Source organism: Clostridium nigeriense, assembly GCF_050585245.1.
GTDB lineage: Bacteria > Bacillota > Clostridia > Clostridiales > Clostridiaceae > Clostridium > Clostridium nigeriense_A.
In genome coordinates this window covers 341,071-359,128 of record NZ_JBNOOF010000002.1, presented here as the reverse complement: position 1 = coordinate 359,128, position 18,058 = coordinate 341,071, and the positions used below count along the sequence as shown (strand labels likewise).

14 protein-coding genes are annotated in these 18,058 nt (G+C 27.8%); 1 reads left to right on the top strand and 13 read right to left on the bottom strand.

Translation table 11 applies throughout. The features are described from left to right. Positions 1–60: 60 nt before the first annotated feature. Positions 61–2,346, bottom strand: a complete 2,286-nt coding sequence (gene helD, locus ACQPUY_RS05020; RefSeq protein ID WP_430839885.1) for an RNA polymerase recycling motor HelD — start codon at positions 2,344–2,346, stop codon at positions 61–63. Positions 2,347–2,605: 259 nt separating this feature from the next. Between helD and ACQPUY_RS05015 the strand changes: the two genes are divergently transcribed. Then, positions 2,606–3,241, top strand: a complete 636-nt coding sequence (locus ACQPUY_RS05015; RefSeq protein WP_430839883.1) for a TrkA C-terminal domain-containing protein — start codon at positions 2,606–2,608, stop codon at positions 3,239–3,241. Positions 3,242–3,355: 114 nt separating this feature from the next. Here the strand turns inward: ACQPUY_RS05015 and ACQPUY_RS05010 are convergent, their stop codons facing one another. The 12 genes from ACQPUY_RS05010 to ACQPUY_RS04955 form a co-directional block, all read right to left on the bottom strand. Further along, a complete protein-coding gene (locus ACQPUY_RS05010; protein ID WP_430839881.1) occupies positions 3,356–4,201 on the bottom strand; it encodes a protein phosphatase 2C domain-containing protein in 846 nt (281 codons plus the stop codon). A gap of 1 nt (position 4,202) precedes the next feature. Continuing rightward, positions 4,203–5,558, bottom strand: coding sequence for a PFL family protein (locus ACQPUY_RS05005; protein ID WP_430839879.1), 1,356 nt, complete (start codon positions 5,556–5,558; stop codon positions 4,203–4,205). 23 nt (positions 5,559–5,581) lie between these two features. After that, the gene (locus tag ACQPUY_RS05000) at positions 5,582–5,851 is read right to left on the bottom strand and encodes an ACT domain-containing protein (RefSeq protein ID WP_430839878.1); all 270 of its coding nucleotides are present in this window, start codon (positions 5,849–5,851) and stop codon (positions 5,582–5,584) included. Between the two features lie 259 nt (positions 5,852–6,110). Further along, positions 6,111–6,482, bottom strand: coding sequence for a DUF1667 domain-containing protein (locus ACQPUY_RS04995; RefSeq protein WP_430839876.1), 372 nt, complete (start codon positions 6,480–6,482; stop codon positions 6,111–6,113). A 12-nt stretch (positions 6,483–6,494) separates the two neighbouring features. Then, on the bottom strand, positions 6,495–7,748 hold the full coding sequence (locus tag ACQPUY_RS04990; protein ID WP_430839874.1) for an NAD(P)/FAD-dependent oxidoreductase: 1,254 nt from the start codon (positions 7,746–7,748) through the stop codon (positions 6,495–6,497). A 10-nt stretch (positions 7,749–7,758) separates the two neighbouring features. After that, complete coding sequence (locus tag ACQPUY_RS04985) at positions 7,759–9,186, bottom strand: NAD(P)/FAD-dependent oxidoreductase (RefSeq protein WP_430839872.1); 1,428 nt, start codon at positions 9,184–9,186, stop codon at positions 7,759–7,761. 380 nt (positions 9,187–9,566) lie between these two features. Then, positions 9,567–10,235, bottom strand: coding sequence for a Crp/Fnr family transcriptional regulator (locus ACQPUY_RS04980; protein ID WP_430839870.1), 669 nt, complete (start codon positions 10,233–10,235; stop codon positions 9,567–9,569). A 158-nt stretch (positions 10,236–10,393) separates the two neighbouring features. After that, positions 10,394–12,031 carry a hydroxylamine reductase gene (gene hcp, locus ACQPUY_RS04975; protein WP_430839868.1) on the bottom strand — a complete coding sequence of 546 codons (1,638 nt, stop codon included), beginning with the start codon at positions 12,029–12,031 and terminating at the stop codon, positions 10,394–10,396. Between the two features lie 108 nt (positions 12,032–12,139). Further along, the gene (locus tag ACQPUY_RS04970; RefSeq protein ID WP_430839866.1) at positions 12,140–15,271 is read right to left on the bottom strand and encodes an AAA family ATPase; all 3,132 of its coding nucleotides are present in this window, start codon (positions 15,269–15,271) and stop codon (positions 12,140–12,142) included. Between the two features lies 1 nt (position 15,272). Continuing rightward, complete coding sequence (locus tag ACQPUY_RS04965) at positions 15,273–16,442, bottom strand: exonuclease SbcCD subunit D (RefSeq protein ID WP_430839864.1); 1,170 nt, start codon at positions 16,440–16,442, stop codon at positions 15,273–15,275. 18 nt (positions 16,443–16,460) lie between these two features. Next, positions 16,461–17,312: a patatin-like phospholipase family protein gene (locus tag ACQPUY_RS04960; RefSeq protein WP_430839862.1), complete on the bottom strand. Its 852-nt coding sequence runs from the start codon at positions 17,310–17,312 to the stop codon at positions 16,461–16,463. Between the two features lie 150 nt (positions 17,313–17,462). Beyond that, positions 17,463–17,984 carry an ECF transporter S component gene (locus ACQPUY_RS04955; RefSeq protein WP_430839860.1) on the bottom strand — a complete coding sequence of 174 codons (522 nt, stop codon included), beginning with the start codon at positions 17,982–17,984 and terminating at the stop codon, positions 17,463–17,465. Positions 17,985–18,058: the final 74 nt, after the last annotated feature.

The following is an 18,058-nucleotide window of genomic DNA, read 5'->3' as shown; positions in this document are numbered from 1 at the left end:
AATTCGACTATTTATTGTATATTCCTACTTTATAATGCACTTTAAGTTAGTTTTTAAAATCTAAGGTTTTATCAATTTAGTTAAATTATCAATTTCAATTAAATATTCATAATGTAAAGCTCTTGTTAGTGAAACATATAGAAGCCTTTGATCTAGTATATTGTCTTTATAAAGAAATTCACTTGGATTATATATTATAGTTGCATCAAATTCTAATCCCTTAGTTAAATAAGATGGAATTATTATTATATCTTCATTATTTTCTTTTTCATTGCCTTTTACTAAGGAAATTTTTAGATTGGTTACCTTTTTAATAAGTTTTTCCAAGCCTTTCCCTTCTTCTAAAGTCTTAGTAATAATAGCTATACTTTTTTTACCTTTATTATTAACTTCATAAACTATTTCTTCTATTTTTTTAGCAGCTTCCTTTGACTCATTACATTTAATAATTTCAGGCTTTTCTCCATGTCTTAAAACAGGTTTTGCATTTTTTAAATTCAACTTTTGTGCTTCTAAAGCACCATTTGCAAAATCTATTATTTCTACAGTAGATCTATAACTTTGTGTTAGTTGAATATATGTAGCTTTCCCTTCAAATACTTTATCCACTATATCTTCCCAATTCTTTAAACCTTTATAGTAATAAATTCCTTGAGCAATATCACCAACTAATGTTAAAGAATTTCCCTTAGTTAATTTATTTATTAGATATACTTGAAATGGATTATAATCTTGAGCTTCATCTACTACAATATGTGAATATTTTTCTTTTTCTTCAACTCCCTCTAAAAGCATATTTATATATAACAATGGGGCTAAATCATCTTCGTCTATTATTCCTTTACTATTGTTAATTTCTATTTCTTCCCTCATAAATTCAGAAAGTTCTTCAGGGATATTACCTAATGAAGCAATTTCAAAAAATTCTTCATTTCTAAATAGATCAAAATATATATCTTTTGAGGTTATTCCTCTCCAGTTCTTAAAATACTCATTCATAATTTTTTTAGAGTTATTTTTTATATTATCCTTGATACTGTCTCTTTCTGAATAAACTTTAATAAGCTTTTCTCTTCTTTTGTCACCATCTTCAATTTCTCTTTTAACTTCCTTAATTTTTATATCCCAATCTAAATCTACTTGAAGACAAAGAATCTCAATTTTTTCTTTAAGCTTTAAATTTAAATACCTCTTTATTTCATCTTTTCTTTTATTAATTGGATATGACTTTAGATCCTTTAAATAAAGCCTCATTATCTCTCTCTTACCAAATAAAACATAATTATCTATAGTAATATCATCTATCTCTACAGAAGCACTTTCTAATAAAGAAATATATCTATCTATTATAGACTTAAAGGCTAATGTTCCTTTAATCTTAGATGAATTTACAATAAACCTACATTTCTCAAAATCATTACATTCAATTATTTCTCTTATTTTATCATCCTTACCCTTAATTTTATATCTAGATTTCAAATGTTTTAGAGATAAATCTTGAAATGTAGTTTGATTTACTTCATCTACTCCTAAGTTTGGAAGTATATCTGAAATATAATCTAAAAATAATTTATTAGGTGCTAAAACTAATATATCTTTCCCTCTTATAGTTTCTGAGTATCTATAAATTAAATAAGCTAGTCTATGTAAAGCAACTGTTGTCTTACCTGAACCTGCTGATCCTTGTACTATAATAGGTAAATTCTTAGGCCATCTTATAATATCATTTTGTTCTTTTTGAATAGTTGCTACTACTTCCTTTAACTTTTTCCCTCTACTTTCTTCTAGATTAATCTTTAAAAATTCATCTACTAAATCATTTTCTTCTAATCCACTTTTTACTATTATTTCGTTAATTCCTTCATCAAATATTTCTTGTAGTGAGTCTTCTTTAAATAAAAATTTTCTTTTTAAAGACAAGTTACCTTCTATTATTCCATTTGGTGATTTATAATATGCATATCCACCAGTACCACTATAATAAAGATCTGCTACTGGAGTTCTCCAATCTACTACTATTTCTTCTCCATCTAGACTTGAACTTACTGACTGTTTACCAATATAGATATTTTCATTTTCTCCCTTTACTTCCCTAAAATCTACTCTTCCAAAGTAAGGGACCTTAATTGCTTCTTCATAATTTTGAATATCTTTTCTTAATACAGAATATATTTTTTCTGTAGTTTCTTTTTCTTCGCTATAGCTTCCTTTTGCTTCTTTTCTTAAAGTTTTAAGTTTTTCATCGATAAATTCATAACTTCTTTTCTTTTCTATAAGTTCTTCATTTATCTTTTTTCTTTTATCCTTAAGAATCTCTCTTTCTAATCTTAAACCTTCTTTCTCCATACAAATTACCTCTATCTTAATTTTCTCTTTCAATTATAGGCTAAGTAAAATTCAAATTCAATGAAATAGCCATTTAAAGTAATAAGTTAAATATATAAATTTACATTAAATAACTGTTTATATATTAAAATTATCTACTTAAAAATAATAATTATTCTCTTTATTTATTATATTTTCTTTATTTTACATATATAAACTAATTAATGTTTTACTTTATACCTTTATGTGCTAGAATTTGTATGTAAAGGAGTGGATAATCTTGTCTAAACAAACCAAAACACCTAACTACATAAAAATAGCTATAGATATAGCTTATAGAATTATAAATAATGAATTTATTGAAGGTGAAAAAATAACAGGTAGAACAACTTTAGTTAGTATATATAATGTATCTCCTGAGACTATTAGAAGGTCATTAGCTCTACTTAAAGATATGAATGTTGTTACTATTAACGAAAAAAGTGGAATTATAATTAATGACAAAATCTCAGCAAAAGAGTTTTTAAATAAATTCAAGACTAAATCAGATTTTACATATTTAAATAATGAAACTTTTGAGCTAATAAAAAAGAGAAAAGAAATAGATGATAAATTAGAAAAAAATATTAATTCAATAATTGAATTTGCAACTCAGCTTAGAAACGTTGGTTCTATTATTCCTTTTGAAAGCATAGTTGAAAAAGATAGTATTGCTGTAGGGAAAAGCATAGGTGCGTTAGACTTTTGGCACAATACAAAAGCTACTATTATTGCCGTTAAAAGAAATGGAGATATGTTCTTATCACCAGGACCATATTTTATAATAAATGAAAGAGATATAATTGTATATGTTGGAGATGACTCTGTTTTAGAAACAGTAAAAAATTATATTTCTCTACCACTAGCTAATAAGTAAAAAAAGCCTAGTTTAAGGAAATTCCTTATCTAGGCTTTTTATTATTTAATAAATTATACATACTTCAAATTTCTATATTACTATTTTTATTTCATCTCTATTTAAGATTATTCTCTAAATGGTAAAGAATATTATACTAGAATCATCCCTCTTCTTAAGTCTTGGAAATAAATTGCATTCATTATCTTTTTCTTGACTATCATATAAGTTATTATATACATCATTTATATTTATACTTTTTACTATGTTTATAAATTCATCATATCCTTTAGCTAGATTAAAAGTATCATAGTACTGAGAAAATCCATCGGATGTTAAACAAATATCTAATTCTTCAGATATTAAAATTTTACCATATAAAGCTTTATCTATAGCTTCTTCATTTAGTTCTAATATCCAATATCCATCTGATGTATTTTTCTTTTTTCTAACCTTAAGTACCTCATCATCACAATGCTTCCTAGCTTCTAAAATTGAGATTTTATTTTCCTTTGCTACTTTTACCATTCTATTTAAAATATACTCTTCTAACTCTATTAACTTTTTATTAACTATTTCTACTGGATTTTTTCCTTTTTCCTTTAATATAAGTGTACAATCTCCAAGAACAAAGTATTCAAGCTCTCTCTCAGTAAATCTTACTAGAGCTATAGCAGCACATGGATAATCTACTTTTTCTAAGTTCTTATATCCATTAAACTTACTATAACTTTTCTTTACTTCTTTAATTGCACATTTCATTATCTCTTTAAGACTTTTAGAAGATTTTATATTTTCTTTTAAATAATTATTTATAAATTCTACATACCAGAGTGCATCTGTTTCCTTATCTGTAACTCTTTTTCCTGTAATACCTGTAGCTCCATCTAATACCCAAGCTGCTCCATCTAATATAGTTATCTTATCTTCATTAGGTTTAATATTTGAGCCTTGCTTTGATACGTATTTTAAATTTCTCATATTAATTTTTAAATGAATGAATCGGAGCAGGTATTCTACCACCTCTAGCAATAAATAAAGATGATGAATATTTATTAACAGGCATTACTGGAGCAGTTCCTAACAATCCTCCAAATTCAACTAAGTCTCCTACTTTACATCCTGGAGCTGGAATAACTCTTACTGCAGTTGTCTTATTATTAATCATACCTATTGCTGACTCGTCTGCAATCATAGCTGCTATAGTTTCTGCTGGGGTATCTCCCGGTACAGCTATCATATCTAATCCTACTGAACAAATTGCAGTCATAGCTTCTAATTTTTCTAAATTTAAAGATCCATTCAATACAGCATCTATCATTCCTGAATCTTCTGATACTGGAATAAATGCTCCACTTAATCCTCCAACATGACTACATGCCATAACTCCACCTTTTTTAACAGCATCATTTAATAAAGCTAATGCTGCTGTAGTTCCATGGGTTCCTACTACTTCAAGTCCCATTTCTTCTAATATATGAGCAACAGAATCTCCTACTGCTGGAGTTGGTGCTAATGATAAATCTACTATTCCAAATGGTACTCCTAATCTTTCAGATGCTTCCTTTGCTACTAATTGGCCCATTCTTGTTATTTTAAATGCCGTCTTCTTTATAGTTTCCGCTACTACATCGAAAGACTCACCTTTAACTTTTTCTAAAGCCCTTTGAACAACTCCAGGTCCACTTACTCCTACACTAATTACTTTATCAGCTTCACCAACACCATGGAAAGCTCCAGCCATAAATGGATTATCTTCTACCGCATTACAAAATACTACAAGCTTAGCACATCCAAAACCTTTAGTATCTTTTGTATATTCAGCAGTTTTTTTGATTATTTCACCCATTTCTTTAACTGCATCCATATTTATTCCACATCTAGATGAACCCACATTTACAGATGAACATACTTTACTAGTTTTTGCTAATGCCTCTGGTATAGAGTTAATAAGTATCTTATCACCCTTAGTATATCCTTTTTGAACTAAGGCAGAAAATCCACCTATAAAATCTACACCTAAAGCTTCAGCAGCCTTATCTAGAGTTTCTGCAAACTTAACATAATCTTTTTCATCAGTGGCTCCAGCAATTATAGAAATTGGTGTAACTGAAACCCTCTTATTTACTATTGGTATTCCAAATTCATTTTCAATTTCTTTTCCAACTTTAACTAAATCTTTAGCACTATTTACGATTTTATTATATATTTTTTCTCTAGCCTTATCGCCATCTGAATCTATACAATCTAATAAAGATATTCCCATAGTTATAGTTCTTATATCTAGTTTTTCTTCTTCTATCATCTTTATTGTTTCTAATATGTTATTACTATTCATATCTTAACCTCCCCATCCTACAATTATAGCGTATGCATTGAATTAAATATTTCTTCTCTTTGTATTTTAACTTCAACTCCTAATTCTTCTCCCTTAGAAACTAATGAACTCTTAATTTCATCAAAGTTTGAATTTGAATCCTTTAAATCTAACATCATTATCATTGTAAAATACTTGTCCATTATGGTTTGATTAACATCTAAAATATTAATATTTAATCTTAATAATTCATTGCTAACACCAGCTATAATACCAACTTTATCTCTTCCAATTACTGTTAAAATACCCTTCATAATCTTCAACTCCTACTTTCATCTAATTATTTTTTATATCCAAAAAAAGTTAATATAATTTTATCCTTACTAATGTTTTTTGTCAATTTTACAATATAGATGAAAATGCGAGCATTTTTATAATGGATAATTGATGATGCATTATGCATAATTAAGGAAAAAATTCTAAAGTATTTTTAATAAAAAGTGCTTCGCACCAATTGAATTTAAGTTTTGCTGTGCAAAACATCCTTAATTATCCATTAGCAATTATGCATTATCAATTTTTAATTTTGCTTCGCAAAATTAAACAATCTCTACAGCTTACAATATCTATTCCTGTATTTAGAATATTTGATACAATAATATCTCCTATTTTAATTGGTGCAGTTACTTCTATATTCCTTAATTCTTCCATACACTTAAATATTAATCCCTTTTGAATCTCACCCTTTGTTTTAACAGGCAGAAGAATATTCTCTCCATCTTTCACTTTAACTGTTGTCGTTATAACTCTAACTGGATTTGTTAATTCACTTAAACCATAATTTATTCCTCTTTTGCAGCCATTACCTGTAACTTTATTTTCTTCTATATTTACTTTTAAGTGACATCCCATGGGGCAACATATACAAATTAATTCTTTTTCCATTTTTCTCCCCCCCTAATTACCTTCTTCTAAAGATATTACTATATCATCTTTTAAATCCTTTAATAAATCCTTTTTTAATATAACTCTTTCCATTTCTGCTGGAGCGAGGTGTTTTTTCTTTAATATTTGAACTATCTTTTCTCCTGATGTAATCTTTAAAACCTTATCTTTATAAACATTATTAACTCTCATAAAAATAGTTAATTTATCCTCTATATCATCAATAGATATTTTTTGAGGAACAGTATAATTAATCCCATTTCCATTTTTAATATTAATATAATTTTTCTTTTCTAAGTTATTATTTAAATATTTAGCTACTGCCTTTCCTGCATGCTTAGCTTCTTCGGTTACAAAGTCAACTAAATCATGAACATGAACTACATTTCCACAAGCAAAAATTCCATCAATATTAGTTTCCATACTTTCTGTTACTACTAATCCGCTAGTTCTATAATCTAAACTAACTCCCACATTTTTAGATAACTCATTTTCCGGTATTAATCCTACTGATAAAAGTAATGTATCACAGGTAAATTCTATCTCACTACCTTTAATAGGCTTCTTATTTTCATCTACTTTTGAAATAATAACCTTTTCTAATCTTTTATCTCCAATTATTTCTGTAACTGTATGAGATAAATAAAGAGGTATATCATAATCATTTAAACATTGGACAATATTTCTATTTAATCCATTCGAATAAGGCATGAGTTCAACTACTGCCTTAACTTTTGCTCCTTCTAAAGTCATTCTTCTAGCCATAATTAATCCAATATCACCAGAGCCTAAAATAACAACTTCTTTTCCTGGCATATAGCCTTCAATATTTATATACCTTTGAGCCGCACCAGCTGTAAATATTCCTGATGTCCTATCTCCTGGAATACCAATGGCTCCTCTAGTTCTTTCTCTACATCCCATAGCTAATATAATTGATTTTGATTCTAAAATCATATATCCATCTTCAGTATTTATAGCATGAATTTTTTTATCCTCTTCTATTTCTAAAACCATAGTATCTAGCTTAACTTCTATATTTGTACATTTCACAAGTTTTATAAATCTATCTGCATATTCAGGGCCAGTTAGTTCTTCCTTAAATGTATGAAGGCCAAACCCATTATGAATACATTGATTTAATATACCTCCAAGTTCCTTATCTCTTTCTATAATTAAAATATTATTAACTCCATTAAGGTAAGCCTCATAAGCAGCTGCTAACCCCGCTGGGCCTCCCCCAACTACAATTAAATCATATATCATAATACCCCTCCTATCTTGATTTTTCAGATAAAATATAAGATTCATCTTTTTCTAAAACTATACTCTCAAGCGGAATATTTAATTCTCTAGCAATTATTTCTTGTACACGAGGTCCACAAAAACCTCCTTGACATCTTCCCATACCTGGTCTACATCTTCTCTTTACCCCATCTAAGGAAATAGTACCAAAGGAACGTTTTATGGCATCAATAATTTCTCCTTCTGTTATTTCTTCACATCTACAAATTATTCTTCCATAATTTTTATTCTTTTTGATAAGCTCTCTTTTTTCTTCTATAGATAACTCCATAAATCTAATTTGTTTTCTATATGGATTAAAGCTTTCATTTTTAACTAAGTTAAGTCCTGAGTTTTTTAATATTTCAACTACTTCATTTGCAATAGCTGGTGCTGCTGATAATCCTGGAGATTTCATACCAGAAGCATCTATAAAACCCTTCACTTTATTGTTTTCTTCTATAATAAAATCACCTATATCTGCATCTGCTCTTAATCCCGCAAAATTTCTTATAGAACTTCTAAAATTAATTTTGTCTGTAGTTCTAGTTGCAGTTTCTCTTATAAACTCTAATGCTTCTGCTGTATTTTTAAGTGAATCTTTATCATCTATTTCTTGTGCATTAGGTCCAACAATTAAGTTTCCATGTACTGTTGGAGTAACTAAAACTCCCTTACCAACCTTTGATGGACATTGGAAAATAGTATGCTTAAAACTCTTTCCTTCATCTTTATCTAAAACATAATATTCTCCTCTAATTGGAGTAATCTTAAAACTTTCCTCACAAATCATATTGTGAATTTTATCTGCAAATACACCTGCTGCGTTTATTATATACTTAGATTTTATTTCTTCATCATCCTTTAATTTAATTGTAAATACTTCATCCTTAGTTATTGATGCTACTTCAGCATTTAACTTAACTTCTCCTCCGTTTTCAACACCATTTTCGACTAAGGCTATTGTATATTCAAAAGGTCCAACTATACCACCAGTTGGTGCATATAAGGCTCCAACAATATTATCACTAATACTAGCTTCAAGCTCTAAAACCTCTTCTTTGCTTATTATCTTCAATCCTTTTACATTATTCTTAATTCCATTTTCATATAAATGCTTAATTACTTTCATGTCATCCTCATTAAAAGCAATAACTAATGATCCGTTTCTCTTAAAAGGTACACACAGTTCCTTGCTTAAATCCTCAAACATCTCATTTCCTATGACATTGTACTTAGCCATTAATGTTCCATTTTCCGGATCATATCCAGCATGGATTATTGCTGAGTTTGCTTTTGTAGTTCCCATTGCTACATCATTTTCTTTTTCTAATATTGCAACTTTTAAATTAAATTTAGTTAGTTCTCTAAATATTGAAGCACCTATAACCCCAGCTCCAATAATTACTACATCATACATACAAATACCTCCCTAAATTATATTTATATTACCCTTATATTCAGCTTTTAAACAACAAAAAAGTGCAACTATATAATTTCCTAAAAAACAAAAAAAGCATAAAAATAAGAGCAAATCTTATTTTCATGCTTATCTCTATATCTCTCAGCACATTAAATATATTATAGTATAATTCTACCATAAATTAAATAAAAAGTATATCGTTTTGTTTAATATTTTTTGTATTAATTTTATACTTTTATTCTGTTTATTTGTTTAAATTTTTAACTATAATTATAATTAAATAAACTGGTTATCCCTTTACAATTTATATATACCAAAAATTATTAGTAAGTTCTAAATATTAGAGCTTGACTAATCATTTTTTATTATTCAAAAATTTATATGAAAAACTCATCCTCTAAACCTTCAAGGTCTACAATTTTAATTTCTTTCAAGTTAAAATCAATTAGTCCCATCTCTTTCATCTTAATAAGTTCCCTTGAAAGTGATGGCCTCGGGATTCCAAGTTCTTCTGCTAATTCTTTCTTAGATCCTAGTTTATAAATATAACTATTATACTTTTTATAATTATCCAGTAATATTTTGCATATTTTTCTTCTAATAGAGTCTAATTCTATTAAATTAATTTTTCTATTTAATATAACTATCTTCTGAGATAATAGTTCTAACATATTTTCTGCAAATTTAGTATTCTTCTGCATTATTCCTAAAACACTTTTCTTAGGAAAGGATAATACCTTACAGTCTTCAACTGCCATAACGGTTGCAGGATATTCCCTATCTTTAGAGAATAAAAGAGCCTCTGCAAATACATCACTAACATTAAAATTAGATAGAGTTAGTACCTTGCCATTTTCATATATAGTTTGTATAACAGCCTTTCCTTCAAGGATTACAGATAAACTATTACACTTCTCACCTTGGTTAGCTATTACATCATTTTTCTTATATTCTCTTGTTAAATAAAGCTCACTTTTTAAGATATCCTCTATCTCACTTTCTGAAATTCCCTTAAAAAAACAGGTATTTTTTAAAACTTCTATCATAACTTATTCCTTTCTTATATTTAGTTAGCATCAATAATTTTCTAAGCTTAAAACTGTATATTACCCACCATTTTCTTTCTATTTTTAAGTTTAACAAATTGTATAAAAAAAAGCCATTGTAAAACTAAGCACTTTAGTTTTACAATGGCTTTAAGATTTTATGCTAAAAACATTTTTAAATCATCTTCAACATTAGTTATTCCACCAATTCCAAAGTTTTCAACTAATACTTTTGCAACATTTGGTGAAAGGAAAGCTGGTAATGTTGGTCCTAAGTGTATGTTCTTAACGCCAAGATATAGTAATGATAATAATACTATAACAGCTTTTTGTTCATACCAAGCTATATTAAATGCTATTGGTAAATCATTTATATCTTGTAATTCAAATACTTCTTTAAGCTTTAAAGCTATTAATGCTAATGAATATGAATCATTACATTGTCCTGCATCTAATACTCTTGGGATTCCACCAATATCACCTAAATCTAATTTATTATATTTATATTTTGCACAACCTGCTGTTAATATTACAGTATCTGCTGGTAAAGCCTTTGCAAAATCAGTATAGTAATTTCTTGACTTAGCTCTTCCATCACATCCTGCCATTACAAAGAATTTCTTAATAGCTCCTGATTTTACAGCATCTACAACTTTGTCTGCAAGTTGCATTACTTGATTATGAGCAAATCCTCCAAGGATTTCTCCTCTTTCTATTTCTGTTGGAGCCTTACATTCTTTAGCCAGCTCAATTATTTCTGAGAAATCTTTAACTTGTCCATCTATACCAGGTATATGCTTACATCCTGGGAATCCTGCTGCTCCAGTTGTGAAAACTCTATCCTTATAGCTATCCTTTGGTGGTACTATACAGTTAGTAGTCATTAAAATCGGTCCATTGAAGCTTTCGAATTCTTCTTTTTGCTTCCACCATGCATTTCCATAGTTTCCTACGAAGTGATCATATTTCTTAAATGCTGGATAGTAATGAGCTGGTAACATTTCTGAGTGAGTATAAACATCTACTCCTGTTCCTTTTGTTTGCTCTAATAACTGTTCTAAATCCTTTAAGTCATGACCTGAAACTAATATTCCTGGGTTATTTCTAACACCTATATTAACCTTTGTCATTTCTGGGTGTCCATAGGTTCCAGTGTTAGCACTATCAAGTAAAGCCATACCGTCTACCCCAACTTTACCTGTTTCTAAAGTTAAAGCAACTAATTCATCTACTGTTAAATTATCATTTAATAATTTAGCTAAAGTTTCTTGCATATAAGCATTTATTTCTTCATTATCATAACTTAATTCATTAGCATGCTTCATGTATGCTGATAAACCTTTTAATCCATAAGTTATAAGCTCTCTTAAGCTTCTTATATCTTCATCCTTAGTTGCTAATACACCAACTTCTCTTGATTTTGTATCATATTCTTCTCTTGTAGTTGCTGTCCATAATGCAGCTTCTGATAATCCTTCTTTATTTGATAACTTATTTAATAAGTCTTCCTTTATTTCTAAAACTCTTTTAACTCTTTCATAGAATATTTCATCATCAAAGTTAGCATTAGTTATAGTTGTAAATAGATTTAATGTAATAAAGTGATTTATTTCAGTTGAAATCTCTTTTCCTTCTTTTCTAAGTCTTGTTGTAACCTCAGATAATCCCTTGGTTGTATATACTAATAGATCTTGCATTCTTGCTAAATCTGGTGACTTACCACAAACTCCAAATTGTGTACATCCAGTACATCCTGCTGTTTCTTGACATTGGAAACAAAACATCTTATTTTCCATAAAACAAATCCCCCTTGTTTCTATCTAATTATTTATCTTATGGCTATATTATAGTGATATTAATTAATTAACTCGGTAACATTCGTTACAATCTAAATATTTTTTTATTTAAACTTTAAAAATAGCTTTACTTCCTTTATTTGTTGAGACTACTTCTAACTTAACATCTATTCTATCTTTTAATTCTTGAACGTGAGAAATTACGCCAACTACCCTTCCATCATCTTGAAGTCCAACTAAACATTCAATGGCTGCATCTAAAGATTCTGGGTCTAAGGTACCAAAGCCCTCATCTATAAACATAGTATCTAACTGTATTCCACCAGAGTATCTTTGTACAACGTCAGATAATCCTAATGCCATTGATAATGATGCCTTAAAGGATTCTCCCCCTGATAGAGTTTTTACATCTCTAGATTTTCCTGTGTAATTATCAAATACTTCAAGATCTAAACCTTGCCCTTTTCTTTTATCTCCTAGTTCTTCTTTCCTTAAAAGTTCAAATCTATTACAAGTCATTTGAGAAAATCTTATATTAGCTGCATCAATAATATCTTCAAAATAAGCAGCTAAGACATATCTTTCAAAGCTAATTTTTCTTGGATTATCACCATTAATTATCTTAGCTAATTTCCCAACAGTCATGTATTTTTCTTCATCAGCTTCTATTGATTCATTGAACTTTTTACAATCTTCAAAGATTTTGCTATTTTGATTTAATCTTAAATAAATATCTTTTTCTATTAGTTCCTCTTTATTCTTCTCATTATTTTTTAATCTTAATAATTCTTCAATAGAATTAATATCTACAATTTTTAAATCTTTACATCCTTCTCTTGAAATATTATAAATTTTTTCTGCATTAGATAACTTAATGTTATATTGATTTATATTATTCTCAAGTATCTCAAGTGCTTCTCCTGTAAGTTTACTTTCCGAATAATCTTTATATCCATCGAAGCCTAATTCAATTACCTTATTTTTAAATTCTTCTACTGATATATTTAATTCTTCTTCTGAAGTTTTTAACATAGATTCTAAAGAAACCTTATTACCATTTTCTTTATCAAATATAGTTTTTGTATCGTTAAAATACTTTTCAGCCTTAACGTAATCTTCTTTTAACTTATCTAATGTTTTATTAATCTCTATTTCTTCTTTCTCTAAAACATCTACAGTTTTAATTTCACCATTAAATTCCTTTATTATATTATCTAAATTAGCTTCTTGGGACTTAACTTCCCCCTGTATAATAACAAGATCATTATTTTTAGCTTCTAATTCAGATCTTAATGTTTCATTATACTTTTCAACATCCTGCTTTTTCTTATTCTTTTCTACTTCTTTTAATACTTCTTTCTCAATCTCATTTTTTTTATTCTTTACTTTATTTAATTCTTCATTATTTAATCTTATATTTTCATTAACCTTTTCAAGACAAATATTTAAATCTTCAATATTATCATCATTAAATATTTCGGTAAATAAAGGCTTAATATAATCATTTTTTAGAGAATCTATTTCTGCCTTAATTTTGGTAAGTTCCCTATAGTATTTTTCTCTAGTATTATACGATTCTTCTGTTTTTAACTTTGCCTCTTTTACAGCCTCTTCATTTATACTATCAACTTCAAGAACTGCTAGTGATGGATGATTAGCTGATCCACAAACTGGACAACACTCACCTTCTTTTAATTCTTTTGCTAATATCCCTGCTACATTTCTTCTAAATATATCTTCTAATTTTTCATAATTTGCTTTCTTATCTAAGTAATCCTTATTAGCTATTTCATAATAATTACTTCCTTTTTCATGCCTTAGTAATTCTTTTATGCACTTATCTAAAGATAGTCTAAGCTTATTTAGTTTTTCTTCTCTACTATTATAATTAATTTCGTCTATTTTAAGTTTATTAACATCTTCTTTTAGTTTATTTATCTTTTCTAATTCTTCAGCCAAAAGTTTAATTGTAATAGAATTTTCCTCTATAGTCTTATTAATAACAATAATTCTTTCACTAACATTTTTAGATTTAGATTTCAATAACTCTAGTTTTTCTTTATTAGATAAATAATTTAAAGATTTTTCTTTTAATTTTTCTATTTCATCTATATTCTTAATTAACTGATTTTTTAAAGGCTCTTTATTACTTTCCTCTTTAAACTTTAAATCTGCCTTCTCTAGGTCTTCTTTATATTTTAATAAATTAGCTTCACAAATCTTTAAAGATTCGTTTACCCTATTAAGAGATTTTTTCTTTTCTTCGTATTTTTCTTCAAAAGCTAAGGCTGTTTGTGCCTTTTTACCTAACTTTAATTTTTCTTCTTTAGATTTATATTCATCCCTTAATAAATTTAACTTTTCAAGCTCAGCTTTATATTTTTCTAAGTCCTCTAATTTTTTATTTGCTTCTCTAGCTAATACTAATTCTTTAGAGATATTATTAATTTCATTGTTAATTACATTTAATCTTTCCTTTAATATCTCTTCCTCTTCTTTATCTTTAATTATAGAAATTTTAAACATCTCCATAATTAAATCAATATTCAAGTCCTTATTATTTATTATGTTAATTAGATTTTCATCATCATTTCTACAACTAAAAGATCTAATTCTATTTCCTCTATCTCTTTGAACTACTTCTATAGATTTCTTTAGGTTATTTGCTTCTAGTTTAATATTTTGTTGGATATCTGAAAATATTTTAGTTCCAAATATTTTTCTAAATATCTCTTCTTTCTTATCACTATCAGAATTTAATAACTTTTTAAACTCTCCTTGAGGAATCATAACTAATTGCTTAAATTGTTCACAAGTTATTCCTAATATTTCTTCTACTAATCTTGTAACTTCTTTTGGCCCTGAAACTGTCTTACCTTCTAACTTAATTTCTGCATAAGGCTTACTCTCAGTAAAGCCTTCCCCTCTTTGTTTTGCTCTAAAATATTGTGGTGATCTTTTTATATAATGCTCTTTTCCCCTTAGCGAAAACCAAAGTTCCACTTCAGTTGGAGTAGTTGGATCAGCAAAATCGCTTCTCAAAGACTTTCCTTCTCTTTCACTTCCACTTGCTTCTCCATATAGTGCAAAGTTTATAGCATCAAATATAGTAGTTTTTCCAGCTCCTGTATTACCAGTTATAACAAACATATTCTTTCCGTCAAGATTAATTTCAAAGTCTAATTCTTGTCTTTCAGCATAGGGTCCAAAGGCTGAAATTATAAGCTTTTTAATCTTCATATTATTCAACTCCCCTTTCTGCTGATTCCATAACTCTTTCCATTATATTTAATTCTTCTTCTTCACAATCTTCGTCCATTATATCTTTATAAAAGCTTTTAAATAAAGAAAGCTTAGACCTTTCTTTAATATTAGTAGCTATACTTCTACTTCCTCCTCTTATAGCCCTTTCTTCCCTTGTAAGTTCCATAACATTTGGATACACTGCTCTAATCTTTGCCATTGGATCTAAAAGCTCACCCTTATCCTTTAATATAACCTTAATGTAATCTTCATTATTTTCTTTATCTTTATCATAAGAGTTTAATACTTCCTCTAAAGTTCCTATTTTTATTCTAAAATCTCTTCTTGGATTTAAATCATAAATTTCAATATGGATATTTCCATCTTTATCTAAGTCTACTATAGTTATTCCTTTTCTTTGATTTACTTCTGAAAAAGAATATTTCATAAGAGAACCAGAGTATCTTATTTTATCAAAGCCTACCTTCTGAGGACCATGTAAGTGCCCAAGGGCAGTATAATTAAACTTTTCAAAATGCTTAGAATTAATATAGTCAGTTCCACCAATTGATAAAGGCTTTTCTGAATCACTTTCTTCTAATAATTCATAATCATCATCTTTTATTTTAGTAACATATCCATGAGCTATAGCAACATTTCTTTCATCATCATTAAAATCCTTATGTATTTCTGAAACTATTCTTTCCATTGCTAAATCATATGTCTTTATATTTTCATCTTCATATAAGTCTCTAACATAGGGAACATCTGCATATGGTATTGGATAAAAATTAACTTTTCCACTTTCGTCTTCTAAAGTTATTTTATCTATTTTATTTTTTAAATTACCAACTATATATAGTCCACTATCATATAACAGTGAACTAGCAAATTCTATTCTTTCATTACTATCATGATTCCCTGCTAATGCTATTACTTTAGTATTTAAATCCTTAACTATTTTTCTTAATGTTTCATTTAATAATTCAACAGCTTGAACTGGAGGAATTGATCTATCGTATAAATCTCCTGCAATTATTACTACATCTGGTTTCTTTTCTTCTATTGCCTTGTAAACTTGTTCTATAACATATTTTTGATCCTCAGTCATATAAAATCCATTTACAAGTTTTCCTATATGCCAATCTCCCATATGAAATATTCTCATTTAAGTACCTCCAATCTTTTAACTATTTATAAACTTTATTAAATCTTCTGAAAGCGCTTTAGCATCTTCATATCCCTTATCATATATTTCTTCCAATTTAATCTTATTTCTTTCAAACTTTCCTACTTCAAGAGGACTACTAGGTCTTATAACAAAACATCTTCCTTCTTTCTCTAATTTATCTAGCATTTCTAATGTATCATTATATATTTTATATCTATTTTCTATTGTATCTATTAAACTAGGATAATTTTTATATTTTCTTTTAATTACAGGCATTATTTTACTTCTACTTTTCTTATACCCCTTATGTTGAGTTAAAATGACTATATGTTTCTTTACCCCATCATCTATAGCTTTTTGAATTGGAATTGGAGCTGAAATACCACCATCCAAAAACTTTTTATTATCATAATCTATTATACTTGCAACTAAAGGTAATGATATAGAAGCTTTTAATGAATCATATCCATCTTCATTAAAATCTTTTATATTATAAAATTCAGGTAATCCTGTTTCACAATTAGTAACTCCTACCAAAAATTTTGTTCCTGATTTTTTAAATGTTTCATGATCAAAAGGCTCTAATTCATTTGGTATTTTATTAAAAAGCATATCCATACCAAAAGCAGAACCTGTCTTAATTAAGTTTCTAAAACTTAAGTATCTTTTATCATTAATATAATTTATATTAACTCTATAATTTCTTTTCTTTTGCTTTGAAATATAAGAAACACAATTACATGCACCTGCTGATACTCCTATACAATATTTAATATCTATATTTTTATCTAATAACAAATCTAAAACTCCAGCAGAGTAAACTCCCCTCATTCCTCCACCTTCTAGTATAAGTGATGTATTCTCCATATTTCTTCCTCCAAACTTTTTTATACTCTAATCATTTCCATTAATTTTAAATTATATCACTTTAACTTTAAAATAACTAGAAAGTATACTAATTTCCTAAAGAAAGAAAAAAAGCCTGTCAACTAGACAGACCCTTGAATATGTTATTTACTATATTGCTTCACTTGTAAATACTTCATAAAGATTTTTTCTTCTAGCCTTTGCTAATGCATTAGCTAATGCGTATGATATTGCTCCATCTACAAAATGATGAATAATAGTTCCCACTGCAACAACTACTACAAATTGATAAACTGAAAATCCAAATGGAATAACTATTAGTCCTTCTAAAATTCCATGAATAGGCGCTGTAAATAAAATGGCTTTTTTAAAATCTTTATCCTTGTTAATTATTAATGCTCCAACAAATCCAACTACTATATGCATAGCAGCTCTAGCTGCTACAACTAGTGGCGTTGTTATAAAAAATCCAAGTGCTGAACCTAATCCTACAAATATTGCTACTGATGGTGATATTAGCATTGCTAAAAACATAGGTACATGTGATGCAATTGTTGCTGTAAATGGACCTATAGTTATTTTTAAAAATCCAAATTGAGTTGGAATTATAATAGCAATAGCTGTTAACACAGCTGCAAATACCATCTTTCTAATTTTTTCTCTACTTTCCATAAATACTCCCCCTAACTAGTGTATATACACTAGTATAGTATAAAAGTATTCATTTGTAAATATTGAAAAATGTA